This is a genomic window from Bradyrhizobium sp. CCGUVB23, from assembly GCF_024199885.1.
Lineage (GTDB): Bacteria > Pseudomonadota > Alphaproteobacteria > Rhizobiales > Xanthobacteraceae > Bradyrhizobium.
Genome location: NZ_JANADQ010000001.1, coordinates 797,331 through 822,767 on the forward strand (window position 1 = coordinate 797,331; position 25,437 = coordinate 822,767).

At 63.8% G+C, this 25,437-nt stretch carries 30 protein-coding genes and 1 riboswitch; of the genes, 16 read left to right on the forward strand and 14 right to left on the reverse strand.

Features of this window, described 5'->3' with window-relative positions:
• Positions 1–207: 207 nt before the first annotated feature.
• Both NLN62_RS03505 and NLN62_RS03510 read left to right on the forward strand, forming a co-directional pair.
• On the forward strand, positions 208–501 hold the full coding sequence (locus tag NLN62_RS03505; RefSeq protein WP_254107399.1) for a hypothetical protein: 294 nt from the start codon (positions 208–210) through the stop codon (positions 499–501).
• Positions 502–963: 462 nt separating this feature from the next.
• Positions 964–2,019: a class I SAM-dependent methyltransferase gene (locus NLN62_RS03510; RefSeq protein ID WP_027526530.1), complete on the forward strand. Its 1,056-nt coding sequence runs from the start codon at positions 964–966 to the stop codon at positions 2,017–2,019.
• Positions 2,020–2,243: 224 nt separating this feature from the next.
• Here the strand turns inward: NLN62_RS03510 and NLN62_RS03515 are convergent, their stop codons facing one another.
• Positions 2,244–2,921: a DUF2278 family protein gene (locus NLN62_RS03515; RefSeq protein ID WP_254107401.1), complete on the reverse strand. Its 678-nt coding sequence runs from the start codon at positions 2,919–2,921 to the stop codon at positions 2,244–2,246.
• A 307-nt stretch (positions 2,922–3,228) separates the two neighbouring features.
• Here NLN62_RS03515 and NLN62_RS03520 point away from each other — a divergent pair, with 307 nt between their 5' ends.
• Positions 3,229–4,077 (forward strand): nucleotidyltransferase domain-containing protein, encoded by an 849-nt coding sequence (locus tag NLN62_RS03520; protein ID WP_051390042.1) that lies wholly within the window; start codon positions 3,229–3,231, stop codon positions 4,075–4,077.
• Between the two features lie 24 nt (positions 4,078–4,101).
• On the opposite strand, the gene NLN62_RS03525 is transcribed toward NLN62_RS03520, so the two are convergent.
• Entirely contained in the window at positions 4,102–4,944 is an 843-nt protein-coding gene (locus NLN62_RS03525) for a DUF1194 domain-containing protein (protein WP_027526528.1), read from the reverse strand.
• A gap of 304 nt (positions 4,945–5,248) precedes the next feature.
• Positions 5,249–5,325, forward strand: a riboswitch (Fluoride riboswitch).
• 37 nt (positions 5,326–5,362) lie between these two features.
• Here NLN62_RS03525 and NLN62_RS03530 point away from each other — a divergent pair.
• The 7 genes from NLN62_RS03530 (at position 5,363) to NLN62_RS03560 (ending at position 10,750) form a co-directional block, all read left to right on the forward strand.
• Entirely contained in the window at positions 5,363–6,628 is a 1,266-nt protein-coding gene (locus NLN62_RS03530) for an MFS transporter (RefSeq protein ID WP_254107403.1), read from the forward strand.
• A 25-nt stretch (positions 6,629–6,653) separates the two neighbouring features.
• On the forward strand, positions 6,654–7,043 hold the full coding sequence (crcB, locus tag NLN62_RS03535) for a fluoride efflux transporter CrcB (RefSeq protein ID WP_027526526.1): 390 nt from the start codon (positions 6,654–6,656) through the stop codon (positions 7,041–7,043).
• A 5-nt stretch (positions 7,044–7,048) separates the two neighbouring features.
• Positions 7,049–7,477, forward strand: a complete 429-nt coding sequence (crcB, locus tag NLN62_RS03540; protein ID WP_027526525.1) for a fluoride efflux transporter CrcB — start codon at positions 7,049–7,051, stop codon at positions 7,475–7,477.
• A 2-nt stretch (positions 7,478–7,479) separates the two neighbouring features.
• Complete coding sequence (locus NLN62_RS03545) at positions 7,480–7,821, forward strand: DUF190 domain-containing protein (RefSeq protein WP_027526524.1); 342 nt, start codon at positions 7,480–7,482, stop codon at positions 7,819–7,821.
• A 40-nt stretch (positions 7,822–7,861) separates the two neighbouring features.
• Entirely contained in the window at positions 7,862–8,167 is a 306-nt protein-coding gene (gene clpS, locus NLN62_RS03550) for an ATP-dependent Clp protease adapter ClpS (RefSeq protein WP_027526523.1), read from the forward strand.
• Positions 8,168–8,252: 85 nt separating this feature from the next.
• Positions 8,253–9,023 carry a hypothetical protein gene (locus tag NLN62_RS03555; RefSeq protein WP_027526522.1) on the forward strand — a complete coding sequence of 257 codons (771 nt, stop codon included), beginning with the start codon at positions 8,253–8,255 and terminating at the stop codon, positions 9,021–9,023.
• Positions 9,024–9,271: 248 nt separating this feature from the next.
• Entirely contained in the window at positions 9,272–10,750 is a 1,479-nt protein-coding gene (locus tag NLN62_RS03560; protein ID WP_254107405.1) for an FAD-dependent monooxygenase, read from the forward strand.
• An 80-nt stretch (positions 10,751–10,830) separates the two neighbouring features.
• On the opposite strand, the gene NLN62_RS03565 is transcribed toward NLN62_RS03560, so the two are convergent.
• Positions 10,831–12,012 (reverse strand): radical SAM protein, encoded by a 1,182-nt coding sequence (locus NLN62_RS03565; RefSeq protein ID WP_254107407.1) that lies wholly within the window; start codon positions 12,010–12,012, stop codon positions 10,831–10,833.
• Between the two features lie 181 nt (positions 12,013–12,193).
• Between NLN62_RS03565 and NLN62_RS03570 the strand changes: the two genes are divergently transcribed.
• Positions 12,194–12,469 (forward strand): hypothetical protein, encoded by a 276-nt coding sequence (locus NLN62_RS03570; RefSeq protein WP_156944672.1) that lies wholly within the window; start codon positions 12,194–12,196, stop codon positions 12,467–12,469.
• A gap of 34 nt (positions 12,470–12,503) precedes the next feature.
• Here NLN62_RS03570 and NLN62_RS03575 read toward each other — a convergent pair whose 3' ends face one another.
• The 7 genes from NLN62_RS03575 to fabI form a co-directional block, all read right to left on the reverse strand.
• Entirely contained in the window at positions 12,504–12,860 is a 357-nt protein-coding gene (locus NLN62_RS03575; protein WP_245288180.1) for an N-acetyltransferase, read from the reverse strand.
• 371 nt (positions 12,861–13,231) lie between these two features.
• Positions 13,232–13,420, reverse strand: a complete 189-nt coding sequence (locus tag NLN62_RS03580; protein WP_254107408.1) for a hypothetical protein — start codon at positions 13,418–13,420, stop codon at positions 13,232–13,234.
• A 72-nt stretch (positions 13,421–13,492) separates the two neighbouring features.
• The gene (locus tag NLN62_RS03585; protein WP_254107409.1) at positions 13,493–13,696 is read right to left on the reverse strand and encodes a hypothetical protein; all 204 of its coding nucleotides are present in this window, start codon (positions 13,694–13,696) and stop codon (positions 13,493–13,495) included.
• A gap of 190 nt (positions 13,697–13,886) precedes the next feature.
• Positions 13,887–15,083, reverse strand: coding sequence for an adenylate/guanylate cyclase domain-containing protein (locus NLN62_RS03590; protein ID WP_027524407.1), 1,197 nt, complete (start codon positions 15,081–15,083; stop codon positions 13,887–13,889).
• Positions 15,084–15,313: 230 nt separating this feature from the next.
• Positions 15,314–16,402, reverse strand: a complete 1,089-nt coding sequence (gene aroC / locus NLN62_RS03595) for a chorismate synthase (protein ID WP_027524406.1) — start codon at positions 16,400–16,402, stop codon at positions 15,314–15,316.
• Between the two features lie 219 nt (positions 16,403–16,621).
• Positions 16,622–17,221, reverse strand: a complete 600-nt coding sequence (locus NLN62_RS03600; protein WP_027524405.1) for a histidine phosphatase family protein — start codon at positions 17,219–17,221, stop codon at positions 16,622–16,624.
• 13 nt (positions 17,222–17,234) lie between these two features.
• Positions 17,235–18,050 carry an enoyl-ACP reductase FabI gene (fabI, locus tag NLN62_RS03605; RefSeq protein WP_254096997.1) on the reverse strand — a complete coding sequence of 272 codons (816 nt, stop codon included), beginning with the start codon at positions 18,048–18,050 and terminating at the stop codon, positions 17,235–17,237.
• A 174-nt stretch (positions 18,051–18,224) separates the two neighbouring features.
• Between fabI and NLN62_RS03610 the strand changes: the two genes are divergently transcribed.
• Positions 18,225–18,713: a sigma-70 family RNA polymerase sigma factor gene (locus tag NLN62_RS03610; RefSeq protein WP_027524403.1), complete on the forward strand. Its 489-nt coding sequence runs from the start codon at positions 18,225–18,227 to the stop codon at positions 18,711–18,713.
• Positions 18,714–18,831: 118 nt separating this feature from the next.
• Positions 18,832–19,602, forward strand: a complete 771-nt coding sequence (locus tag NLN62_RS03615) for an anti-sigma factor (protein WP_027524402.1) — start codon at positions 18,832–18,834, stop codon at positions 19,600–19,602.
• Positions 19,603–19,943: 341 nt separating this feature from the next.
• Here the strand turns inward: NLN62_RS03615 and NLN62_RS03620 are convergent, their stop codons facing one another.
• Both NLN62_RS03620 and NLN62_RS03625 read right to left on the reverse strand, forming a co-directional pair.
• Positions 19,944–20,894: a DnaJ C-terminal domain-containing protein gene (locus tag NLN62_RS03620; protein WP_027524401.1), complete on the reverse strand. Its 951-nt coding sequence runs from the start codon at positions 20,892–20,894 to the stop codon at positions 19,944–19,946.
• A 112-nt stretch (positions 20,895–21,006) separates the two neighbouring features.
• Complete coding sequence (locus tag NLN62_RS03625; protein ID WP_027524400.1) at positions 21,007–21,420, reverse strand: RT0821/Lpp0805 family surface protein; 414 nt, start codon at positions 21,418–21,420, stop codon at positions 21,007–21,009.
• A gap of 113 nt (positions 21,421–21,533) precedes the next feature.
• Here NLN62_RS03625 and pdxH point away from each other — a divergent pair, with 113 nt between their 5' ends.
• From pdxH to NLN62_RS03640, 3 genes are read left to right on the forward strand one after another with little or no spacing between them, the layout of a single operon-like run.
• Entirely contained in the window at positions 21,534–22,175 is a 642-nt protein-coding gene (pdxH, locus tag NLN62_RS03630; RefSeq protein ID WP_027524399.1) for a pyridoxamine 5'-phosphate oxidase, read from the forward strand.
• A gap of 14 nt (positions 22,176–22,189) precedes the next feature.
• Positions 22,190–22,942: an SDR family NAD(P)-dependent oxidoreductase gene (locus tag NLN62_RS03635; RefSeq protein ID WP_027524398.1), complete on the forward strand. Its 753-nt coding sequence runs from the start codon at positions 22,190–22,192 to the stop codon at positions 22,940–22,942.
• Positions 22,943–22,965: 23 nt separating this feature from the next.
• Positions 22,966–23,736 carry a class I SAM-dependent methyltransferase gene (locus NLN62_RS03640; protein WP_254107410.1) on the forward strand — a complete coding sequence of 257 codons (771 nt, stop codon included), beginning with the start codon at positions 22,966–22,968 and terminating at the stop codon, positions 23,734–23,736.
• Between the two features lie 250 nt (positions 23,737–23,986).
• Here the strand turns inward: NLN62_RS03640 and NLN62_RS03645 are convergent, their stop codons facing one another.
• The gene (locus tag NLN62_RS03645; protein ID WP_084801504.1) at positions 23,987–24,205 is read right to left on the reverse strand and encodes a hypothetical protein; all 219 of its coding nucleotides are present in this window, start codon (positions 24,203–24,205) and stop codon (positions 23,987–23,989) included.
• Between the two features lie 188 nt (positions 24,206–24,393).
• The gene (locus NLN62_RS03650; RefSeq protein ID WP_027524396.1) at positions 24,394–25,371 is read right to left on the reverse strand and encodes a magnesium transporter CorA family protein; all 978 of its coding nucleotides are present in this window, start codon (positions 25,369–25,371) and stop codon (positions 24,394–24,396) included.
• Positions 25,372–25,437: the final 66 nt, after the last annotated feature.

Consider the following 25,437-nt stretch of genomic DNA (forward strand, 5'->3'; position numbering starts at 1 on the left):
GGCCGATTGATCGCCGGGCGGCGAGGTCGGCTTTGTCGTCAGCTTCCCCAAATTCGAGGCGAAACGTCCCGCCAACGTGAACGGCAGCGCTCGTCGATGGCACATGTGATTGCCACCCAAAAGAATGCGCCTGCCACCTGAATTGGCAGATAGGAAAATCCGCCTACCAGCGACTACTCTGGCAAAACATACCGCCGGAGCATTGCCATGTCGGCTCAGATTATTCAGTTCAGCAAATATCAGAGATCTCGTGAACTCGCTCGGATGCCCAGCGACATCGAAAGGAGCCTGACCAAGCTAAGCGAACTGGCCGCCCAAGTGTTCAAGGCTTTACGAGACGATGCAGTCGCTGGCCCCTCTCAGTTGAGCACTCGACAGCAGACACATCCCATTGAACCAAGGTTCGATCGCCTGCCGCTTCCGTCATCTGACCTCCAGCGCGACCTTGGTCCGGACGCAAGCGGGCTGCGATGGCTCAATGGACAAGACGACAATTCCTGATTGTCCAAGAATGGGATCGTTGGATCGCGAGGCAACGATTGCCGCGCTATCGAACCACGCGCAAAAAAACTCTCGAATTTTTCCTCGAACTTCAAAGTGCCAAGTCACCCCTCCTGGATTTCAATCCACGCGGACGCGACAAATGGGCGATCGTGCATCGTTGGTTGGTAATTGCGGGGCGGGTGCCGGACGGCAGGCCGCGCTCAAAATAGGCAACCCATTCAAGACGCCCGGACTCCACTCAGCCGCGCCCTCGGCGCGGCTGGACCTTCTCCGAGAGCCGGTTCCCGCCGAGCTCACGACGAGGTTTGCGCCGACACGTTGAACCTGCAGCGCGCCGGATTGACCCACATAGAGGACGCGCGGCTTCTCGAGAGCGTCCCTCTCCTCGCGGCCGATGGCTTGCGCGCAGTCCGGCAAAGCGCAACTGCTGGTAATGCCCCACATCGCATGGAGGCTGTCATGGAAGTCAATTCCGACAAGTTGAATGCCTTTATGGGCAAGATGATCACGGAGGTCGGCGCGGCGATGAATGCATCGCTGGTCCTGCTCGGCGACAAGCTCGGCCTCTACCGCGCCCTCGCCAAAGGACCGATGAACTCCGCCGAGCTCGCGAGCGCCACCGGAACGAAGGAGCGCTACATCCGCGAGTGGCTGGCGAGCCAGGCTGCGTCGGGTTACGTCGAATACGATTCCGCGTCGGGCAAGTTCTCGATGCTGCCAGAGCAGGCGATGGCGCTTGCCGACGAGGAGAGCCCGGTGTTCCTCGGCGCGGTGGGCAATGTCATTGCCGCGGCGTTCCTCGACGAACCTAAGGTCACGGACGCCTTCAAGACCGGCAAGGGTGTCGGCTGGAACCGGCGCAGCGAGTGCCTGTTCTGCGGAACCGCCCGCTTCTTCCGCACCGGCTACAAGCATCATCTGGTGCAGGAGTGGCTGCCCGCGCTCGAGGGCGTGGTGGAAAAGCTCAAGCGCGGCGCCAAGGTCGCCGATGTCGGCTGCGGGCACGGCGTCTCGACACGGCTGATGGCGGAAGCCTTCCCGAACTCCCGCTTCTACGGTTTTGACTATCACGAAGGCTCGATCGAGACCGCACGCCGGTCGGCCGCCGAAGCCAAGCTCGGCGACCGCGTCAGCTTCGCCGTTCACTCGGCCAAGACCTATCCGGCCGAAGGCTATGATCTCGTCTGCTTCTTCGACTGCCTGCACGACATGGGCGACCCCGTCGGCGCGATCAGCCACGTGCGCGAATCCATGGCGAAAGACGGCACCTGCATGCTGGTCGAGCCGTTCGCCAATGACCGCCTCGAAGACAACCTCAACCCGGTGGGGCGCGTCTATTACGCGGCATCGACCATGATCTGCACACCGGCATCGCTCGATCAGGAGGTCGGCATGGCCCTCGGTGCTCAGGCCGGCGAGGCAAGACTGCGCAAAGTTGCGCGCGAGGGCGGCTTGAGCCGCTTCCGTCGGGCCGCCGAGACGCCCTTCAACCTGATCCTGGAGGCGCGGATCTGACGTCGATCATGCCGGGCTCGGGTCTGCGCGCGACGTAGCCCTTGCGGCGCGGCCGCGGCGCAGACCTCCGAGACACGAAAGAGTTCGAGCAGCCCGGCGAGATCGGCGCTTTCCGCGAGTCTGGCGTTCGCCATTCCGCCGATTGACGGCTTCACCTGCGCATCATCGAACCGACCCTTGCAACGCTCGACGCGTCGATGGCTTCAGGACGAGCCCGCGCCGCGCTAGTCGAGCGGCGCGCCGGTGCGATCATCGGTGTGGAGCGATTGCGTCTGGAAGCGCACGAACAGCGCGACGACCTCCTGCCCATCGTCGAACGAGATGAACAGCGCGCCATCGCCATGGGTGCGGTTGTCGCTCGCGAACTGCCCGCGATTGCCCTGCATCATGTGGATGTCGTGAATCCCGCGCTCGGGCCGGAAGTGGAAATACTTGTCGGTCTGGCCATGGTCTTCAAAATATTCGCCGAACGCGATCACCATGGCGTGACGGTCCGCCTTCGCCCGCTTGATGTTGGCGTTGAGCAGGTTCTTCAGCGACACGCCGCGGCCCGTCGCCGGGATCGGCTGCATCGCATCGACCGGGAAGAGCTTGTCGCGGAGATAATCAAGCCCGCCCGAGCCTGACGGACCGGTCTCGAGCCGCCGAAAGCCGCGGTCGCGTTGCAGATATGGCTTCAGATCCAGAGTTCCGGACCTCGCGAAGTCGGCGTCGAAATAGGCCAGCACCTCACTGTCGTCGACGGACTGGACGTTGACCGCGATCCGGTAGTCCCCGGCGCCACCCACGTGAATCTCGTAGTGCGGCGATGAGCCGTCCGAGCTTTGCAGGCCATCGACGACGGTTCCTACCAGGACACCATAGTGACGAATTGCCCCCGGGGGTTTTCTGCGATGGGTCATGACGGCGATCCTCCTGTGAACATCGAGATCGTGCATGTCGCGTGACGTTCTCTCGACCGGAATGACAGGGACAGTAGATACGCCTTCACGGCGCCCGGGCGTGATCTAAACCACAGATTGAAAGGCATTTTGACGGCTCGCGGCAGGAACCCGCATCGCGAACGTCCACCGAACGGCCAACAAGTTGCGGTCTTTGCCTGCGCCGCGCGACTGACGGACGGCGGCAGCAGGGAGTTGACCATTGCCACAATCAGGACCATATCCGCCACCGGGCGCAAGCCGCGCGGGCTTCGGCGGGTTTCACCAGATGGCAGCGCAGACCGACATCCAGCGCGATCCGCTCATCGAGCGGGTGGTATCCACGCTTGGCGACGTGGCAGGCGTGGAGGCCATCGTGCTCGGCGGCTCGCGGGCGCGAGGGACGTCGCATGAAAACTCCGACTACGACATCGGGCTGTACTTCTCGGATAGCGGCAGCCTCGATATCGATCGCCTGCAACAGGCGGCGCGGCAGCTCGCCGACGATCCTGAGGCGACGACGGTCACCACGGTCGGCGAATGGGGGCCGTGGATCGTCGGCGGCGCCTGGCTGACGGTCGAAGGGCAGAAGGTCGATCTGCTCTACCGTAACATCGATGCGGTCCGCCGCACGATGCAGGCCTGCCGTGCTGGACAGATCAGCATGGACTATCAGCCCGGGCATCCGCACGGGTTCTGCTCGGCGATCTGGATGGGCGAGATCGCCTATTGTCAGGCGCTGCGCGACGAGCGCGCGGTGATTGCGGAGCTGAAGTCGATCGCACTGCCCTATCCAAAGCCGCTACGTGACGCGCTTATCCGGCGGTTCCGGTGGGAAATCCTGTTCAGCATCGAGAACGCCGAACTTGCCGTGCTGCACGAGGACCAGATCCATGTCGCAGGCTGCGCCTACCGTGCGCTCACCTGCGTCGCGCAGGTGCTGTTTGCGCTCAACGGGGAATATCTCATCAACGAGAAGGCGGCGTTGCAGCAGGCCGCAGAGTTTCCGCTGACAATTCCTGATCTGATGGAGCAGACCTCGGCGATCTGGCGGCGCATCGGAAACCACGCGTTCGGGACGGCGCTTTCGAACCTGCGCACGATCGAGCGGGAGCTGTCGACACTCGAACCGCATTGACGAGCAGGGTCGTCAGGTTCTCGCCTACCTGCCCCAGCGATCCTGCCAGATCTTTTCCCCGATCAGGCAGCTCACCCGCGGCTCTTTGTCGGCGACGTGCATGACTTTACGCTCGGGCGTGCGGCCGGCGACCTCCATCAGGAGCTTTGTGCGGATCGCCTCCTTGAACTTCTCGCGATCCTTGATCGCGATCACGAACGAGCCGGGACCGCCGATTACGCAGTCCTCGTAGTAATAGTCGAGATTGTCGATATCCATAGTCGAGTAAGACGGCTCTTTGACCATGATCGGCAGGCCGTTGATGACGATGCCCTTCTCCAGCGCCGCATCGCGCGACACGGTGACCGGCCCGCCATTGTTGTTGGGACCATCGCCCGAGATGTCGATGACGCGGCGCAGGCCCCGATAGGGATCCTCGTCGAACAGCGGGATCGCGAAATTGATCGCGCCGGAGATCGAGGTGCGCGAGGCGCGCCGGATCGGCGTCTTCAAAATTTCGGCGGCGACCGCATCCGCCGTCTCGGGCCCGTCGATCAATCGCCAGGGAATGATGATCTTCTGGTCGCTGGAAGCGGCCCATTCGAAATAGGTCACCGCGATCCGGCCGTTGGGCCCCGCCTTCAGCGCCTGGAGGAATTCCTTGGATTGTATCGCCTGGGCGTAGCCCTCGCGCTGGATCGCGAGCTCGTCCATATCCATCGAGTAGGAGACGTCGACCGCGAGGATCAGTTCGACATCGACGCTTTGCGCGTCCTTGTCTGCAGCTTGCTGCTGATACCTGGTTCCTGGCGCAGCGACGCTCGCAACGTCACCTCCGGCAAGCACGCCGGCCACCAGCACAGCCCCGATCGAGATCAGCAAGCGCATCGCGCCCTCCCGTCGTATGACGCGATGGTGACATGCAAATGCATTTAAGCAAAGCGCGAAGATCGACCTCGCTTCACATTCGAGTTAGGGATGCATACTGCTACGCAAAGCTGCCGCAGCTCCGCCATGGTCGCGTCGCTTCGCGCTGGCGATCTCCACCAACGTCATTCCGGGGCTCGCGAAGCGAGAATCCGGAATCTCGAGATTCCGGGTTCGGCTCTGCGAGCCGCCCGGGAATGACGGCATGGATGTGGAAGCAAAGACCGCACCCTATTGTGCGGCGCGATTTCCATGCTAGGCTTGTTACACAGATGGGGATGGAGTCCCCCGATAACCGCCCGGCGATGTCAGATTGTATGGGCTGATGACTCCTGCTTGAGGTGAGGCATTCCGGAAAGCCTCGACCTTCGGCGGGAGCATGGATAACCCGCCGGTGGCGGGTTTTTTGTTGCCTGAATGCGAAGGGCAAGAGGTGACGACGGCGACGCCAAATCCATCCGTGACCGCGGTCCCCAGGGGAGTCTGGGTGCTCGGCTTCGTTTCGCTGCTGATGGACGTCTCCTCCGAGATGATCCACGCGCTGCTGCCGGTCTATCTGGTTACCGTGCTCGGCACCTCCACCATCACGGTCGGCATCATCGAGGGCATCGCCGAGGCGACCGCCTCGATCACGAAGATCTTCTCGGGCGCGCTGTCGGACTGGCTCGGCCGGCGCAAGCTGCTTGCAGCGCTCGGCTATGGGCTCGCCGCGTGCACCAAGCCGCTGTTTCCGCTGGCGCCCAGCGCCGGATGGCTGGTTGCGGCGCGCTTTATCGACCGCGTCGGCAAGGGTATCCGCGGCGCCCCGCGCGATGCGCTGATCGCCGACATTGCGCCGGCGCAATTGCGCGGTGCGAGCTTTGGCCTGCGCCAGTCGCTCGATACGATCGGCGCCTTCGTCGGGCCGCTCGCGGCGATCGGCCTGATGTGGTGGACGGCGGATGATTTTACGGCCGTGTTCTGGGTCGCGGTGCTGCCGGCGTTTCTCTCGTTTGCCCTGATAACGTTCGCGGTCAGCGAGCCCGCGCCCGACGGGGCCCGCGAGCCGTCGCGAAACCCGCTCAACACCGCGGCGATGCGGCAGCTTGGCACGGCCTATTGGCGCGTCGTGGCGGTCGGCATCGTCTTCACGCTGGCGCGCTTCAGCGAGGCTTTTCTGATCCTGCGGGCGCAGAATATCGGGCTCAATGCGATGTGGGTACCGGCGGTGCTGGTGCTGATGAACATCGTCTATGCGCTCTCGGCCTATCCGGCCGGCGCCTTGTCCGACCGCATCAACCGCACCGCCCTGCTGGCGCTCGGGCTCGCTTTCCTCGCCGGTGCCGACCTGGCGCTTGCGCTGCTGCCGAGCCTTGCGGGCCTCGCGCTCGGCGTCGTGCTATGGGGCCTGCACATGGGACTGACGCAGGGGCTGTTCGCGGCGCTCGTTGCCGATACCGCGCCGCCAAGCTTGCGCGGCACCGCATTCGGCTATTTCAATCTGTTCACGGGGCTTGCGACGCTCGCGGCCAGCATACTCGCGGGCGCGCTGTGGGACGCCTATGGGCCGGCCGGCACCTTCCTTGCCGGGCTGGGCTTTGCGCTGATCTCGCTTTCGGGACTGCTTGCGATCGGCAAGAGCTTCACGAAGCCGGCGGGGCAGTGATGGGACAAGTGGGGGATCATTCGACGTGGTGAGCGGCGTTCTTGCAATCGTAATCGGCTGCGTGCTCGGCGGCTGCGCGCGATATTTTCTCTCCGGCGCGATCGCGCGGCGCTTCGGCGAGACCTTTCCCTGGGGCACGATGACCATCAACGTCACCGGTGCCTTCCTGATCGGCATTTTCGGCGCGCTGGCGACGCATCCAGGCTCGATCTTCGCCACCCCGACGCCATGGCTGTTCGCGGTGACCGGCTTCCTCGGCTGCTACACCACCGTGTCGTCCTTCAGCCTGCAGACGCTGACACTCGCGCGCAACGGCGAGCAACTTCACGCGCTCGGCAACATCGTGTTCTCGGTCGGCCTGTGCCTCACCGCCGTGACATGCGGCTTCCTGCTTGCGGACAGGCTCGGAGGCTAGAGGCGATGACCACCCTCACCTCCAAGGACCGCTGGCGCACTGCGGTGCTTTACGCCTGGGTCGCCGCCGGCAGCATCATCGGCGGGCTCGCGCGCTATTTCGTCGGTCTCCTGCTCGACACCGGCCCCGGCTTTCCCTTCGCGACGCTGTTCATCAACGCCACGGGATCCCTGATCATCGGCTTCTATGCGACGCTCACCGGCCCCGACGGCCGCGTGCTGGCGCGCCCTGAGCACCGGCAGTTCGTGATGACCGGCTTCTGCGGCGGCTACACCACCTTCTCGACCTTCAGCCTCGAGACGTTCCGCCTGTTCCATGGCGGCATGAAGTATACCGCGCTGGCCTACATCGCCACCTCGCTCATCTGCTGGCTGGTGTCGGTCTGGCTCGGCCATATGATGGCCGGCCGCTACAACCGCTTGAAAAGGAGCTGATCATGCAGATTCCCCATCAGGCAGTCCTGCTCCGCATCTTCATCGGCGAGAACGATCATTTCGACGGCAAGCCGCTCTATGAAGCGATCGTGATGAGCGCGCGCGAACGGCACCTTGCGGGCGCTACCGTGCTGCGCGGCCCGATGGGATACGGCAAATCGAGCCGGCTGCACACCTCGAAAATCCTGCGCCTCTCGGAGGATCTGCCGCTGGTGATCGAGATCGTCGACAGCGAGGACAACATCAACGCATTCCTGCCCATCCTGGATGGCATGATGTCGAGCGGGCTGATCACCTTGGAGAAGGTGCAGGTCCTCCAATATGGTGAGAAGGCCGCGCCCTAAGCGCCCGCGGCTGGAACCCCAGACGTTCCTCGGAGGCGGAATGAACGACACCGTCACCAAGCCTAAACCTAAGACGAAGACCAAGGTCGAGCGGCCGCGGCTACACAAGGTGATCCTGCTCAACGACGACTTCACGCCGCGCGATTTCGTCACCCTGGTGCTGAAGGCCGAATTCCGCATGACCGCGGATCAGGCGTACAAGGTCATGATCACTGCGCACAAGCTGGGCGCCTGCGTGGTCGCCGTCTTCACCAAGGACGTCGCCGAGACCAAGGCGACGCGCGCCACCGACGCCGGCCGCGCCAAGGGCTATCCGCTGCTGTTCACTACCGAGCCCGAGGAATAGAGCGCGCCAGTCTGCCGCACGCATTTGCGTCAATTTTACCGATCGGCGCTACCACAGGTTCAATCTCCTGTGGCAGCACCATGCGATGACAATCGCACTGCGCAAGCAACTCGAGCTCCGGCCCGCCCGCCCCGAGACCTCGTTCGGCCCCTTCAAGCTTCTGCATGCCCTGCCCTGGCTGATCCTGGCGGCCGCCATGCGGGTGATCGCGTTCGGCGGCGGCCCTGCGGCGCTGCCGGCGACGATCGTTTCCGACTTGTCGGTGCTGCTGGCCTTCTTTGCGACAGCGCAGCGCTCGATCGAATCCGCCGGCGGTAAATCCTCCCTCGGCGAGCTGACGATGGGTGAGCAGTTCAAGCTCTCTTTCGCGATCTTCTGGCGGATCACGCTCCTGATGATCGCCGTGTCCATCGGCACCGAGGCAATCGGCTATGGCGCATGGTCGCGGCACCTGATGGCCGGGCTCGACGGCATGGCTTTCGACCAGTTCACCCACGTCGGACGGTTCTGGAGCGCATTGATCGCCACACTGGTGCTCCTCATCATCGTCCATGCCGAACGCAACGACGGCGAGATCGCGCTGTTTGCCGCGATTGCCGAGTTCGCGCGGCGTGGGCTGTGGCTCGGAGCCGCCGTGATCGTGCTCGGCGTGGTCAACATCGCACTTTTCTATGGGCAGGAGCTGGTTCGCAGCGCGATCTGGAATTTCTGGCAGACCTCGTCAGCGAGCCAGTTCATCAAGAACCTGATCTATTTCGTCTTCATCTTCAGCTTCGCCATGCTGCGGCTATGGATCACCCTGACGATCCTGACACTCGGCTTGAAGCAGTCGCATATACATAGGGATCGCAGTTAGTTGCAGCGCCCAGTTAAAGGTGCGCGATAATCTGAAGCGCACCGATTAGCGCCCGGACCCAGGCCTGACGGCCGAGGGGCAGAAAGACGCCTCGATAACGATCCGGGAAAAACCGCTCTGTCGCGGACGGACGGAGGACGGCAACACCGCTCCTCCCAGCTTGATATGTAGCTTGCAAGGGGCTTGCTTCAAGACCCCGACCATCCCGTAGAACCGCCGACCCAAGACCAAATCTACGGGAGCACGGAATGACTGAATTGCTGTCGACCAGGCATGCGGTGATGATCGTCGGAGCAGGCCCGACGGGATTGATGCTGGGCGGCGAGTTGGCGTTGGCGGGTATCGACGTCGCCATCGTCGAGCGGCGGGTCAGCCAGGACCTCATCGGCTCGCGCGCGGGCGGATTGCATGCACGCACCATTGAGGTGCTCGATCAACGCGGACTGGCCGACCGGTTCCTTGCACAGGGCCAGGTGGCGCAAATTGCGGGCTTCGCCTGGATCCGACTGGACATCAGCGACTTTCCGAGCCGACACCCCTACGGGCTCGCGCTGCAGCAAAACCAGATCGAGCGCATCCTCGCCGACTGGGTCGATGAAATGGAGGTACCGATCTATCGCGGACGCGAGGTGACTGACATCTCGCAAGACGAGACCGGCGTCGACGTCGCGCTCGCCGATGGTTGTTCGCTGCGGGCGGATTATCTCGTCGGGTGCGACGGCGGACGCAGCGCGATCCGGAAGAGTGCCGGCATCGATTTCCCCGGCTGGGACCCGACGATCAGTTGCCTGCTCGCCGAGATCGAGACAGCCAAAGAGCCGCAATGGGGCCTTCGCCGCGATGACAGGGGCATCCATGGCCTCTCTCGCCTGGAGAACGGCACGGTGCGCGTTATGGTAACCGAACGGCACGTCGGACAAACGGCTGAGCCCACGCTGCGCGATCTCAGCGAGGCGCTCATCGCGGTCTATGGCACCGACTACGGAATCCACAATCCCACCTCGATCTCCAGATTCACGGACATGACGCGGCAGGCGTCATCCTACCGGAGCGGACGGGTCCTGCTGGCCGGCGATGCCGCACATGTCCATCCGCCGATGGGTGGACAGGGCCTCCAGATCGGCGTGCAGGACGCGGTGAATCTGGGATGGAAGCTTGCCCAGGTGATGAACGGCACCTCCCCGGAAACTCTCCTCGACACCTATCATTCCGAACGCCACCCGGTCGCCGCGCGCGTCCTGCACAACACGATGGCGCAGACCGCGCTGCTCCGCCACGACGACCGCATCGAGGCGTTGCGCGAGGTCGTGTCCGGGCTGCTCGGTATGGACGAGCCGCGCAAGCGGGTCGCCGCGATGATGTCGGGTCTCGACGTTCGCTACGATCTCGGCGAGGGACATCCGCTGCTCGGACGCCGTATGCCCGATCTCGATCTCGTTACAGCGAGGGGTCCGCTACGGGTCTTCGGTCTTCTGCACGATGCACGACCGGTTCTGCTCAATTTCGGTGAGCCCATCGGCCTCGACATCGCGCCGTGGCGCGATCGAGTTCAGACGATCGATGCAAGGTGCGCCGCGACTTGGGAGCTTCCGGTGATCGGCGCTGTAGCGGCGCCCGACGCCGCACTGGTTCGGCCTGACGGCCATGTGGCGTGGGTGGGCGACCGGACGCGGTCAGGGCTCGCCGACGCGCTCACCACATGGTTCGGACCGCCCGCTGCGGCGTAGTGTGGGCTTCCGTGTCCCAAAGCGCGATGACCAGGCAATCACGCACTTTCCAACTCTGCTCTCACGGTTCGCGCGGTCCGTTAGGTGCCTGCCAACGTGTCGCGCACATTGATGCGGCCGCCGTCCGGCTTGCTGACATAGAGATGGCCCTCCAGTACCGACTGCATGTTCTCAAACATCGCATAGAGATCGTCGCAATAGACCGACGGATTGTCGTAGCCGTTCTTCCTGGAGAAACGATGCGGAAGATAACCTCCTCCGCAGGCGTTCATGAACTTGCATTGGCGACACTTCGCGCAAAGATTGATTGACGCATCGCGCGCGGCTTTCCAGCGAGGCTCATTCCTGACCTCGTCGATCGCATGATCGAAGATGTTGAACTTGGTGTTGGTGAAGCCGTCGCCTGCAATCCGCAGCACATCGTGGGCCTCCACGGTGCCATCGGTCATGACGGTGCAAAGCTCGACGGGTTTGTGGCCCACGCCCTCGGTCGGCGAATTGTTGCCGAGCAGGGCCGTAATCATGTCGGAAACGATGCGGATATTGGTCGTCGGCCTCGTGCGATTTGCCTCCAGCCACAGTTCGAATAGGCCCTTGTAGAACGCCGCAATGGACGGTGGCCTCTCATCCAGCGTCGCATCGGGGATCATGATATCGTAGTTGGAGATTCCACACGCGGCGAAAAAATCGGCGTATTGCTGCGGCGCGTAAGCGGGATTGCAGACTGCCAGGGCAATGACGCCGATGTCGCGCGATACCAGCATGCGCGCGGCACGTTCCACGGCGGCATGGGTGCCCGTACCCTGAAACGTCCTGCGATGGAGGTCGTGAATATGTGCCGGCCCGTCCAGGCTGATCGCAACCGAAATGTTGCGGGCCTCGAAGCAGGCCAGCCATTCGTCATCGATCAACACGCCGTTGGTCGTGACCGCGATGGGTATGTCGCAGCCAGTCCGTGATGAAATGCCTTCGCAGGCCTCGGCAAAGCGGTGGAAGTTCTCGACGCCCCACAGCAACGGCTCGCCGCCGTGCAGAATGATGGGAAAATCGACGAGGGAGTATCTGACGACGTGCTCCTTGATGCGTTGCAGCAATCGATGCTGCACGTCAGGGCTCATCAGCTTGGGCTTGCTATAAACGGACGCGTCGCGGAACCAGTAACAATAGGAGCAGTCGATATTGCATCTCGTTGCGACCTTGACCAGCAACTGCGTGATCGGCTGATCCTCGAAGGCGGCACAATCTGAACTGTCAGCCGACATGCCGATACCGCGACGGGCTTGGAGGAACTACCTAGTACCCTCGAACAAATCCCCCTCGGCGGAACGCGCCCACGCCGGGAGCGTATCCCCCTCTGCGAAAGGCGCCAGCATTTGGCCCTTTGGCAAAACCTCCTCGTCTGAAAGCAGCCTGGGTCACTACGGGTTCGCCGGAGACAACGCCTTGCTCCGCACCCTGCCCGCGCAGATCGTTCAGCAATGCGCCGATGCCCTGATGATCGCTCTGAATTGTTGCGCCTGGCCCATGCAGCTGTATGAGGCTCGCCAAAACCTTCAGGGTCGTAATCGGCATGGCCGTGCTCCTCTTTTCGCGACGCAGTGCAGGATCGAACGAAAGGCCGGCATATCGGACCGGCTGAGCAACGACAAACAGTATACCTTTCCTGCTGCAACGGCAATGTGTCGAGGCGGGCGGCCGGACTTCTCTGAAACAGACTGAGTACGCGTCCTAAGCCACCACCACCGGCGCTTCCTCAGCCTGCCCTCAAACGCGCTGCGGCTTCGGGCCAATGGACGCGCAGGACAGTCTTTCCGCCCGCAGCGGGAATTCTGGAACTGTGCTTCTCTACGACGCGGCCACCAAGCCGTTCATAGAAACGAACGCCGCCTATGTTCGCCTCGAAGACCCACAAGTGCAATCCGGCGCCAGTCGCCATTGACGAGAGTTGAGCGGCGGCGGCACGAAAGAGCTGCTCACCTATTCCTTGACCGCGAGCCTGCGGGCGAACGTGAAGATTGCCTATCAGACTTCCCCAAACAGGATCGACATCACAATAGCTACCGACAAAGGCCTGCACGCGCCCGGCCAGGTCACAGGCAACGTTGATCAACTGCGTTGCGGAACGATCGCGCAGCCGTTTCGACCAGACCGCGAGCCGGTCGGCTTCGATGCCGCCGCTCAGAAATTTCGGCGCAAGGTCGGCATACGCGTCACGCCAGTTTGAGACGTGAATCGCAGCGATGCGCGCAGCGTCCTCCTACAGCGGCTCTCGGACGTCAAGCTGATCCCGGATCATTCGAAGACGCGCCTGTGGGCGACTTGGCCGACCAGGGTGCTCACGCCTAACGGGGATTGATCCAGTCCCTGTCGCGCCGCCGGCAGTGGGCGTGCGGGCAGAAGTGCGCGCAAAAAAACCCACCACGGGAGCAGCCCGGGCGGGCATTCCCGATGGCGGGGGGCTTTATTGCAAACCGAAGTCTGTTAGTGCGATTGGAAACCCAAGTTTGTTAGACCACCATTGATCAGGTTCACAGCGTCACCGCCGACAGCCACAGCGGCCTGCACGGGAGCGTTGATCTGTGTGATGACCTGGGGGGCTACGGTGATAGGTCCGATAAAATCGCCGCCAGACACCGCCTCGACTTCCATCTCCGTCAGTTCACGGATCATGACTTGCCTCCTTAGGAGAAAAGCCCGCACACCCCTCGGGAGCAGCCCGTGGAGTGTGCGGGCATTGCCGACTTAGCTGATGGATCCAGCCTGGACCCCGGTGTTCGACTGAGGGCCGGCCACCTGGACAACGGAGCCGCCGATAGCAACACCGGTCTGGTTGAGCGAGTTGTTCTGAAGAAGAGTCTGGGTCAACGTCGGGATCGAGATCGAAGCAACGTTGACAGTACCGCCAGCCACCGCCTCGAGGTCCGTATCGATGAGTTCACGCATCATGATGATTTATCCAAAGAGTTTGTATCTGTGAACAACATCTGGCTCGAAGCGAGCCAGTGCCTCACTGCTCGTGTAGATGCCTGAGGACGGATTTTTTATCTGTGACAGAAATCACGTGGCGCCTCGGTAGCGGCTCGAATAAGGATATCGCTCAAGTGATGCTCTCCGCTCGCATTCGCGCCCGAACGCCCTAAGCCATCACCACCGGCGCTTCCTCAGCCAGCCCGTACACGCGCTGCGCCTTGGAAAACCCCGCAATCGGAAACTCGCCAAGCTCGTTCCACTCGGTACCACACGCGCGCACGAAACCTTCGGAGGCCACCACCGTCCGCCCCATGCGGCCGGCGATCTTCTCCAGTCGCGCGGCGAGATTCACCGCAGGGCCGATGCAGGTGAAGTCGAGACGGTTGCCGCCGCCGATATTGCCGTAGAGGATGTTGCCGACATGCAGCGCGACGCCGAAGCGGAAGCGCTCGATCGCCTTGCCGACCGGAAATGCCAGCGCATCGACGCTGCAGCGTGACTCACGCGCGGCCTCGAGCACGCGCGCGCAGACGTAGTTCGCATCCCCAATATATTCGTCGATCGGAAACACCGCGAGCAGGCCGTCGCCCATGAACTTCAGCACCTCGCCGCCATGGGCGCGGATCGAGGCGACCTGGCAGTCGAAATAATGGTTGAGGATCTCCACGACGGTCTCGGCCGGCAGCCGGTCCGACAACGCGGTGAAGCCCCGCAGGTCCGACAGCCAGATCACCGCCTGCATGGTGTCGGTGTGGCCGCGGCGGATCTGGCCGCCCATGATGCGCTCGCCGGCGCGATTGCCGACATAGGTGTCGAGCAGCGTCGTGGCAGTGCGGCGCAGCGTGATGATCTCGGTAAGGCGCGTCAGAGGCTTCGTCAACGCGCGCAGCGCCGCGACCTGCGCATCACTGAAGCCGCCGGGTTGTTTGGTGGTCCAGGTCATCGCGTGGACGGTATCGTCGAGGAAGCGCAGCGGCGTCGCAACGTAATCTGTGGCGCCTTCCTGCTTGAGATCCTGCAGAAACGGAAAGCGCTCGACGTCGCTGGGGTTGTCGGGACTGCCGCGCACCTCGAGGCCCTGGTTGAAGACGAGGCTGAGCGGGCTCTTCTTGAATTCCGGCGTCTCCTGGATCTCGAAATCCACCGTGCCGATCTCGACCTCGGGTGCGCCTTGCCGCCAGATGAAATTGCGGCCGTAGATTTCGGGGTGCAGCGTGCGGATGAAAACGCCGACCCGCCACAGCGGCAGGCCGGCCGCGACCATGCGCTCGCAGCATTGGGACACAAGCTGGCTCGGCATCGGCGCGGAGCGCGCGCCGTCAATCAGCCAGTCGGTGATGGCGCTGATTTCGGATGCATCCATGGCCGACAGTTTGCTGACGAAGCTTTCGCCGCGTCAAGCTGCGCGAGCGGCCGACGTTACAAGACCCTCATGGTGAGGAGCGCGGAACGCGCGTTACCGGACGATGCTCCGCATCGCCGCGCGAACCACGAAGGCCCGGATATCGCCCGCGGCCATCCTTCGAGACGCCCGCGTATCGCGGGCTCCTCAGGATGAGGGTGGAGCGCGTGTGACACAATAGAACTAGAGAATTAGCGTCCGACCTGCCCGCGGTCGCGCAAGAAGTGGTCGGCGAGCACGCATGCCATCATGGCCTCGCCGACGGGAACCGCGCGGATGCCGACGCAGGGATCGTGGCGGCCCTTCGTGAAGATCTCGGTGTCGGCGCCCTTGCGATCGACGGTCAGGCGCGGCTGCAAGATCGACGAGGTCGGCTTCACCGCAAAACGCACTACCACAGGCTGCCCCGTGGAGATGCCGCCCAAGACGCCACCGGCATTATTGGACAGGAAGCGCGTTCCGTCATTGCCGGTTCGCATCTCGTCGGCGTTCTCTTCGCCGGTGAGTTCGGCGGCGCCAAAGCCTGCGCCGATCTCGACGCCCTTCACCGCGTTGATGGTCATCATCGCAGCTGCGAGATCGGAATCGAGCTTTGCATAGATCGGCGCGCCCAATCCTGCCGGCACGCCCTCGGCCACCACCTCGATGACGGCACCGATCGAGGAGCCGCTCTTGCGGATGCCGTCGAGATAGCTCTCGAAGAATGCCGCCTTGTCCTTGTCCGGACAGAAGAACGGATTTTTTGCGATCTCGTCCCAGTCCCATTTGTCGCGGTCGATCTTGTGCGGACCGATCTGCACCAGCGCGCCGCGCACGGTCACGCCGGGCACCACCTTACGCGCGATCGCGCCTGCGGCGACCCGCATCGCGGTCTCGCGCGCCGAGGAGCGCCCGCCGCCGCGATAGTCGCGCAAGCCGTATTTGGCCTCGTAGGTGAAGTCGGCGTGGCCCGGACGAAACTTGTCCTTGATCTCGGAATAATCCTTCGAGCGCTGATCTGTGTTCTCGATCAGAAGCCCGATCGGCGTGCCCGTCGTCACCTGCTCGCCGGTCTCCGGATGCGCCATCACGCCGGAGAGGATTTTCACCTGGTCCGGCTCCTGGCGCTGGGTCGTGAAGCGCGACTGACCGGGCCGGCGGCGATCAAGGTCGCGCTGGATGTCGGCGTCATTGAGCGGGATCAGCGGCGGACAGCCGTCGACCACGCAGCCGATCGCCACCCCATGGCTCTCGCCGAAGGTGGTGACACGGAACATGTGGCCGAAGGTGTTGAAGGACATCGCTGCTCGCTGGATCGGTTCCGGCGTGTGGTAACGCGCCCTCGAAGAGGGGTCAAATGGCGCCTCGTAACCGCGGCGCGGGACGGTCACAACCGCCTATTAGCTACTTTGCATGGGGTTGTTTTGCGACTTTTTGCCCGGAACCCGAAAAGCCGGATATGCCCTCCGGGCGCCCCCGCCGGCGGTTGCCCCGTTACCCGCCAACCGGGGGCACCCCCGTTAACTATGCTTCTCCAGGCGGCCGTCGCGGAACACGTACACCACGCCCTGCTCGATATAGAGCTCGGCGGCGCTCGCCGGCGTCTCCAGCCCGAGCGTCACCATCAGGGCACGCGCGGTGCCGCCATGGGCGACCGCGACCGTGTCGGTCCGGAGCTGGTCATACCATTCGCGCATGCGGGCCTGGACGTCGGCATAGGTCTCGCCGTCCGAGGGCGCCACTGTCCACTTGTCGACCAGGCGCCTCGCGTAGACCTCGGGATCGGCGGCCTCGCTCTCCGGCAGCGTCAGTCCCTCCCAGGCGCCGTAGCCGATCTCGCGCAGGCGATCGTCGAGCGAATAGTCGGCAATCGGCAGGCCGAGCTTGCCGCGCACGAGCTCCATGGTCATGCGCGCGCGCCCGAGCGGGCTCGAGACATAGGGCAGCGAAGCCTTGTCGCGGCCCTCGCGCGCAAAGAGATCGGCGAGGATGCGGGCGGCCTGCACGGCCTGGCCGCGGCCGCGCGCGTTCAGCGGGATGTCCTGCGTGCCTTGAAGACGCCCGAGCGCATTCCACTCGGTTTCGCCGTGGCGAAGGTAGTAGATCGTGAGCGCTGGCATTGTCGGACGGGAGTTAGTCCTTCCCGCCCAGCGCCATATCCGGCGCATCCGGCCGCTTCATGCCGAGCACATGGTAGCCGGAATCGACGTGATGCACCTCGCCGGTGACGCCGCGCGACAGGTCAGACAGGAGATAGAGCGCGCTGCCGCCGACGTCCTCGGTCGTCACGTTGCGCCGCATCGGCGCGTTGACCTCGTTCCATTTCAGGATGTAGCGGAAATCGCCGATGCCCGAGGCGGCCAGCGTCTTGATCGGCCCCGCCGAGATCGCGTTGACGCGGATGTTCTTCTCGCCGAGATCGGCGGCGAGATAGCGCACGCTGGCCTCCAGCGCGGCCTTTGCCACACCCATGATGTTGTAATGCGGCATCCATTTCTCGGCGCCGTAATAGGACAGCGTGATGATCGAGCCGCCGTCGGTCATCAGCTTCTCGGCGCGCTGCGCGACCGCGGTCAGCGAGTAGCAGGAGATCAGCATCGACTTGGTGAAGTTCTCCTGCGTGGTGTCGACATAGCGGCCGTCGAGCTGCTCGCCATAGGCGATCGCGTGCACCACGAAGTCGATCTTGCCCCACTTCTCCTGCACGACCGCGAACGCCGCATCGATGGTCGCAGCGTCCGTGACGTCGCAATGGCCGAGCACCAGGCCGCCGATCTCGGCGGCAAGCGGCTCGACCCGCTTCTTCAGCGCGTCGCCCTGATACGTGAATGCGAGTTCGGCGCCGGCGGCGTGGCATGCCTTGGCGATGCCCCAGGCGATCGAGCGGTTGTTGGCAACGCCGAGGATCACCCCACGCTTGCCCTGCATCAGACCCGAATTCTGCGCCATGCCTGTCATCCAATCGAGCTGGTTCTTGAGGTCTGGAGGTACACCAGCCCTCCCCTGCGGTACAGTCCTAATCCGCGGCGTTAACGCTGTTTCGGTTGCCGGAATAGCCGTTCCATTCGGGTGTTATGATCAGTGAAGGCGCTCGCGCCGAAGGTGAAGGACAATCGAGGCGGCATGAGCGCGTTTCGCCAGAGTGTTGAAGCCATGATCCCGGCGCTTCGGCGCTATGCTCGTGCGCTCGCACGCGACGCCGACATCGCCGACGATCTGGTGCAGGACACGCTGGTCCGGGCGCTGCGCTCGGAGCGGCTGTTTCTCGGGGGCGACGTCAGGAGCTGGCTCTACACGATCCTGACCAACCTCAACAAGAACCGTCGCCGCTCGCTCGCGAGGCGGCCGCAGTTCATGCAGCTCTCCGAGAACAATCCCGACGCCAGCGGGACGGAGGCGGAAGGGCGGGACATCGAGAAGGCACTGGCGACGCTGGTGGAGGAGCAGCGCTCGGTGCTGCTGCTCGTGATGCTGGAAGGCCTTAGCTACCGCGAGGTCGCCGACATCCAGGGTGTCCCGATAGGGACGGTGATGTCACGCCTTGCGCGCGCCCGGGCCCACATCAAGGCGGCGCTGGAGGGCGAGCGGCCGGCACTGAGAAGAGTGAAATGATGGCAGGGTCCAAGCAAAGGTCCATGCATCGGAAATTCGGCGCCCTGTGCACGCAGCAGAGGCGAATGGATTTGAACGGCGAACGATATTCCGGGCCGACGAGCCAGAGACGAACGATATGAGCGACCGCAAGATTTCCGTGACCGAGGACGAATTACACGCCTATGTCGACGGCGAGCTGCCGGCCGAGCGCCGTGCCGACGTCGAGGCCTGGCTTGCCGCTCACCCCGAAGAGGCCGAGCGGGTGAACTCCTGGCGCGCGATGGCCGAGTTGCTGCACGCCCGCTATGACACCGTAGCACAGGAGCCGGTGCCGAGGCGCCTGGAGCTCGAGCGGCTGGTGCAGCGCCCCAGGCAATGGCTCTATGGCGCAGCGGCGGCAGCCCTGCTGGCATTCGTGGCCGGCGGCGCGGTCGGCTGGGTGGCGCACGGCGCCGCCAACACGCCCTCGACCTTCCAGAGCTTCACCGAGGATGCGCTCGACGCCCACCGCCTCTATGTCGTCGAGGTTCGCCACCCCGTCGAGGTCCCAGGCAACGAGCGCGACCATCTCCAGGCCTGGCTGACCAAACGCTGCGGCTGGACGGTGTTCGCGCCGAACCTCGAGGCGAGCGGGCTCAAGCTCGTCGGCGGCCGGCTGCTGCCGGGGCCGAACGGCCCGGCCTCCTTCCTGATGTACGAGGGCGCCTCCGGGGAGCGGTTCACGATCTACAGCGCCAAGACCGAGACCGGCGAGACGCAGATGCGCTACACCGCGATGAACAAGGATGGCGCCTTGTTCTGGGCCGACCGCGGCGTCGGCTACGTCGTGAGCGGCGGCGGCGACCGCGACCGGCTCACCAAGGTGGCGCGCGCGGTCTACGACCAGGCGGAGAAAAACGGCTCCTAGACAACGCGCAAGCGCGTTCGCCAAGATTCGGTCATCGAAAATTTGGAATCAGGACATCGACGCGTCTCATTATCGCACCGGATGATCACGCGAAAATGAGAGGCGTTCGATCCGCCGATCGGCGCAGGCGGCCTCGATTGGGGTTTTTGGTACCGCGCTGGTCCCCCTCTCGAGGCCGCACTCTTTTCGCGGCTGCATTGCGGCAGCCGGCACGCCGGACACGATAGCGTCGAAGTGCTACCGCGCTCCATGCGTCTATTGGAGCATTACCTGCTGGGAAAATGCTCTCTGCGAGCGCACGATCCGTTCCGACGAGCGCGCCCGCTCGTCCCGATCATGCGTTAGCCGAGCACACTACGCGGATTGTAGGGGTGCTGGTCCCGCCACTTTTGCATCAATGCTTCAAGCTCGGCATCGTTCCCGTCCGGCAGCATGATGCGGGTGGTGACGAAGAGGTCGCCGGTCCCACCCGATTTCGGCAGGCCCTTGCCCTTCAGCCGGAAAGTCCGGCCGCTCGAGGTGTTTTTCGGGATCGTCAGTTCGACCGCATTGCCGAGCGTCGGCACACGGACCTTGCCGCCCAGCACCGCCTCATAGAGCGTGACCGGCAGATCGATCCGCAAGTCGGCGCCGTCGACCTTGAAGAACGGATGCGGGCCAATCGTGACGGTGATGAGCAGGTCACCCGGCGGATGGCCTGGCGCGGTCTCGCCCTGCCCCTTCAGCCGGATCTGCTGGCCGCTGGTGACGCCGGCCGGAATCTTGACGTTGAGCTCCTTGCCGGTCGGCAGCCGGACGCGCTTGTCCCCGCCATTGACCGCCTCCTCCAGCGACACCGTCATGGCGACGTTGAGGTCGAGATCGACCCCGACCCCGCCGGTATCGAACTCGAACTGGGGTCCGCCGCCACCGGCCCGCGCACCGCGCGCCGCGCCGCCGAACATGCTGTTGAGAATGTCCTCGAACGCGCCTCCACCCGGACCGCCGCCGGAGCGGAATGAATATTCGAAGCCGCCGGGGCCGGCGCGCCCGCGCGGGCCCCCGCCGCCCGGAAAGCCCTGGAAGCGCGGCTTGCCCTCGGCGTCGATCTCGCCGCGATCGAACTGCTTGCGCTTGTCCTCGTCACCGAGGATCTCGTTCGCAGTGTTGATCTCGGCGAAGCGCTCGGCTGCCTTCGGGTCGTTCTTGTTGCTGTCGGGATGATGCTTCTTGGCGAGCTTGCGATAGGCGCTCTTGATCGCGGCAGCGTTGGCGCTCCGCGGCACCCCCAAGACCTCATAGGGGTCGCGCATCCGTCACGTCTCCCTTCACGGAAATCGATAGTGTCAAAAGGGCTCCCCGCCCCACATGTCAATCATCTGGGGTGCCCGTGGCATTTTTGCAACTAGGGTCGCTGAGCGAATCCTAGCTCCGCCATGGCTTTAGCGTATGAATCTCCCAACGGCCATGGCCGCTCTGGCAGCCGGAGCCCTGGAGCCAGTTTTCGGTCCGGCCGTTGACGTAGCTCGCCAGGAAATCCCGGCATTTGCGGCCGTCCTCGGCGGCGTAGGACTGTGCGATCGGGGTCACTGAGCCGCGTGCACCGGTCTCCGGATTTTCCCAGTGCTGGCTGGCATCCTTGTCGCCCTGGCTCAGCACGTCGGAGGCCGCGTTGCGGGCGAAGGCGAGATCGCCCTCGGTCGGCGCCTGATCCTTGGTGATCGAGCCGGTGACATCGCCCTCGCCCATCTTGGCGAACGGCCCTTTGGCAAGGGCGCCGCCGTCACTGCGGGAGAGGCTACAGCCGCCCGTGCCGAGCCCGATTAGAATCATTGTCATGACAAGGCTGGAGGGCCGGATCGCCGATAGGCCAACGCTGCCCCATGCCCTATATAGGGCAGAAGCGGACGACAACACGCTTTGGGCCGCGGAACGCAACTCGGACTCCAGACATGACCGATACGAGCTCGATGAAACACCAGACACCCTTAACATCCGGTGATTTCACCGCCGCGGACGAACCGTTCGCGCTGTTCGAGGCCTGGCTGAACGAGGCGATCAAGAGCGAGCCGAACGATCCCAACGCCATGGCGCTCTCGACCGTCGACACGGAGGGCCTGCCCGACGTGCGCATGGTGCTGATGAAAGGCTTCGATTCCGACGGATTCGTCTTCTACAGCCACATCGCGAGCCAGAAGGGCCGCGAACTCGCCGCAAATCCTAAGGCCGCGTTACTTTTTCACTGGAAGTCGCTGCGCCGGCAGGTGCGCATCCGCGGCAACGTGACGCCGGTGACCGACGCCGAAGCCGACGCCTATTTCGCCACGCGCCCAAAGCAGGCGCAGATCGGCGCCTGGGCGAGCAAGCAGTCGCAGCCGCTGGAGAGCCGCTTCGCCTTCGAGCAGGCGATTGCCAAGGTCGCCGCCAGATACGTCATCGGCGAGGTGCCGCGGCCGCCGGGCTGGAGCGGCTGGCGCATCACACCCTTGCGTATCGAGTTCTGGCACGACCGCCCATTCCGCTTGCACGATCGCATCGAATTTCGCCGTGACGCGGCGGGCCAGCCATGGTCCAAGACGCGGATGTATCCCTGAGCCGAAAGATCTCAATGCCGCATTCATCCAACGCGCCGCGCCGCACGCTGCTCCTGACCGGGGCGAGCCGCGGCATCGGCCACGCCACCGTGATCCGCTTCTCCTCGGCCGGTTGGCGCGTCATCACCTGCTCGCGGCATGCGTTTCCGGAAGACTGTCCGTGGGACGCCGGCCCCGAGGATCACATCCAGGTCGACCTCGCCGATCCCGAGGACACGTCGCGCGCGATCAATGAGATCCGCCGCCGCCTCGAAGGCGGCACGCTGCATGCGCTCGTCAACAACGCCGCAATCTCACCGAAGGGCCCCGGCGGCTCCAGGCTCGGCTCGGTCGATACCGACCTCGACACCTGGACGCACGTCTTCCACGTCAACTTCTTCGCGCCGATCATGATCGCGCGCGGGCTGATCGAGGAGTTGAAGGCGGCGAAGGGATCGGTGGTGAACGTCACCTCGATCGCCGGCTCGCGCGTGCATCCCTTTGCGGGGGCGGCCTACGCCACCTCGAAGGCCGCGCTTGCCGCGCTGACGCGCGAGATGGCCTCCGACTTCGGCCGCGTCGGCGTGCGCGTCAACGCAATTGCGCCGGGCGAGATCGACACCTCGATCCTGTCGCCGGGCACCGAGAAGATCGTCGACCAGCAGATCCCGATGCACCGCCTCGGCACGCCCGACGAGGTCGCCAAGATCATCTACGTGCTGTGCACGGAGACGTCGTCCTACGTGAACGGCGCCGAGATCCACATCAACGGCGGCCAGCACGTGTAGGTGAGGAAAGCCGCGGACGAGCGATGGGTCGGTTCGCAACTACGGCGGCGCTCTACGAGAACCTGCGGCCGCCTTATCCGCCGGAATTCTTTCGGAGTGTCGCCGGGAGGCTCGCCCTCAGCGCGCGATCCGCGCTGATCGATCTCGGCACCGGGCCCGGGCTATTGGCGCTCGGCTTTGCGCCCTATGTCGGCCGCATCGTTGGTGTCGACCCGGAACCGGACATGCTCGATGCCGCACGGCGTGCGGCCGCGCGCGCCGGCCGGAATCTCAGCCTGATCGAGAGCACGGCCGAGATGCTTCCCGCCGACATCGGTGCCTTCGATATCGTAACGATCGGGCGCGCGCTGCACTGGATGGATCGCAACGCCTCGCTTGCACTGTTCGAGCGGCTGGTCGCGCCGGATGGTGTGATCGCTGTCTGCGCATCGTTCTCCAGTCGCGACGGCCGCAATCCCTGGCTCGATGAGTACAATGCTGTCCGCCGCAACTGGTCGCCGACCCGCCTCTGGGAGGAGGCCAGCCGCGGCGAGCGAACGCATCGCGACCTGCCGGCCTTCTTCCGCGGCAGCGCGTTTCGCCCGATGGACGAGATCAGGGTCGAAACGCGACACGAGATCAGCGTGCATGACCTGGCGCGGCGCGTGCTCACCTTTTCCTCGTCATCGCCCGAAGCATTGGGTGACAATGTCGAGGCCATGCTGCGCGATGTCGAACAGCACTTGGCTCCCTTCAGCCGAGACGGCGTGATCACCGAGACGCTGCTATCCGTGGCCGAGATAGTGAGGCGCTAAAGCATGATCCGGAAAAGTGTGAAGCGGTTTTCCCTCGCGACAAACGCGGAACGCGTTTGCGCGGAGATCATGCTCAAACAACAGCCTGAAGCGCGATGACGATTCATCCTTATCTCATCGCGCTTTAAGGGCGCTGGAATTGCGCGACGATGCGGCGGGTTCTCGGGAACGATCCGTGTTTGCAAACGGAAGCAAGGCAATCCAGACAAAGCCGCCGCAGGACCTGGATTGCCTTTACCCCTCCCGTTTCTCAATCGGCACGAATCCGACGCGATGTCTCGCGTAGCCGCGGAGCGGCTACATTGAACGCAGTCGAGCAGTCGTCGTCGTTCTCACCGTCGAGCAGCGGAGCACCACAGTGCCGGCACAACCGTGCCGACATCGACGACGCCTTGCCGTTCGCCAGGACCTGACGATAGCTCGCCAGATCGATGACGTTGCGGGGCGTCGTTATGCGTTTTTCAACCATGGCTGTTCCTCGCGGCTTACCCGCTGCTTATCGCAGACAAGTTTCGCCCAAACGTTCAGCCCAACGCTCAAATTTTAGCTGAGAAAATGAGGCAGAGATTGTGACCCAGATGCTGTCTACGCAGCGCCACATTTCACAACGCGCGTTCACTGTCTCTCTGCGAGCCATGTAACAGTTCGGTAGCCATCTCACAGCCACTTCTTCCACTTGAAAATCCAGTACGGAACGATCGCGGCGGCGAGCATCATCACCAGCGCCATCGGATAGCCGTGCGCCCATTCGAGCTCCGGCATCGCCTTGAAGTTCATGCCGTAAATCGACGCGATCAGCGTCGGCGGCATGAGGACCACGGCCATCACCGAGAACAGCTTGATGATGTTGTTCTGCTCGAGATTGACGACGCCGAGCATGGCGTCCAGCACGAAAGTGATCTTGTTCGAGAGATAGGAGGCATGGTCGGTCAGCGATGCCACGTCGCGCTGCATGGTCTTGAGCTGCTCGCGCATGTCCTTGGACCATTTCACGCCTTCCACGATGGCCGACAGGAACGTGACGACGCGGCCGATCGACACCAGGCTCTCACGGACCTTCGAGGTCAGGTCGCCCTTGCGGCCGATCGCGATCAGGATCTGGGAATATTGCTTGGCGTGACCGTGGCGCTCGCTCTCGGGCTCGAAGATGTCGTGCGAGACCTGGTCGATGTCGGCGCCGCAGCGTTCCAGAATGTCAGCGCAGCGGTCGATCACGGCGTCCAGGAGTTCCATCAGCACCATCTCGCCGGTAATGACGGGGGTGCAGGAGCGGGCGAGCTTGGCCTCGACCAGCGCGAAGGGCTTGGGCAGGTCGTAACGCACCGTCACCAGGCGATGGTCGCCGAGGATGAAGGTCACTGCCGTGGTCCGGGGCATGTCGGTATCTGAGTGGCACATCAGAGTCGCCGTCATGTAGCGCGCGCCGTTCTCGATATAGAGGCGGCTGGAGATCTCGATCTCCTGCATGTCCTCCCGGGTCGGGATCGCGATCCCCGCCAGCCGCTCCACCGCCTTGTCCTCGGTCGCGGTCGGATTGAACAGGTCGATCCACACCGCATTCTCCGGCAGTATCGAGAGGTCTTCGACGACGGCCTTCTTCAGGGAGGACTCGGAGGGAACGAACACCGAAAACATGAACTACTCCAATGGGGGACCGAAAAGGCGGGCTCACGGCCCTTAGCGCGATTCTGACAGGTGCAG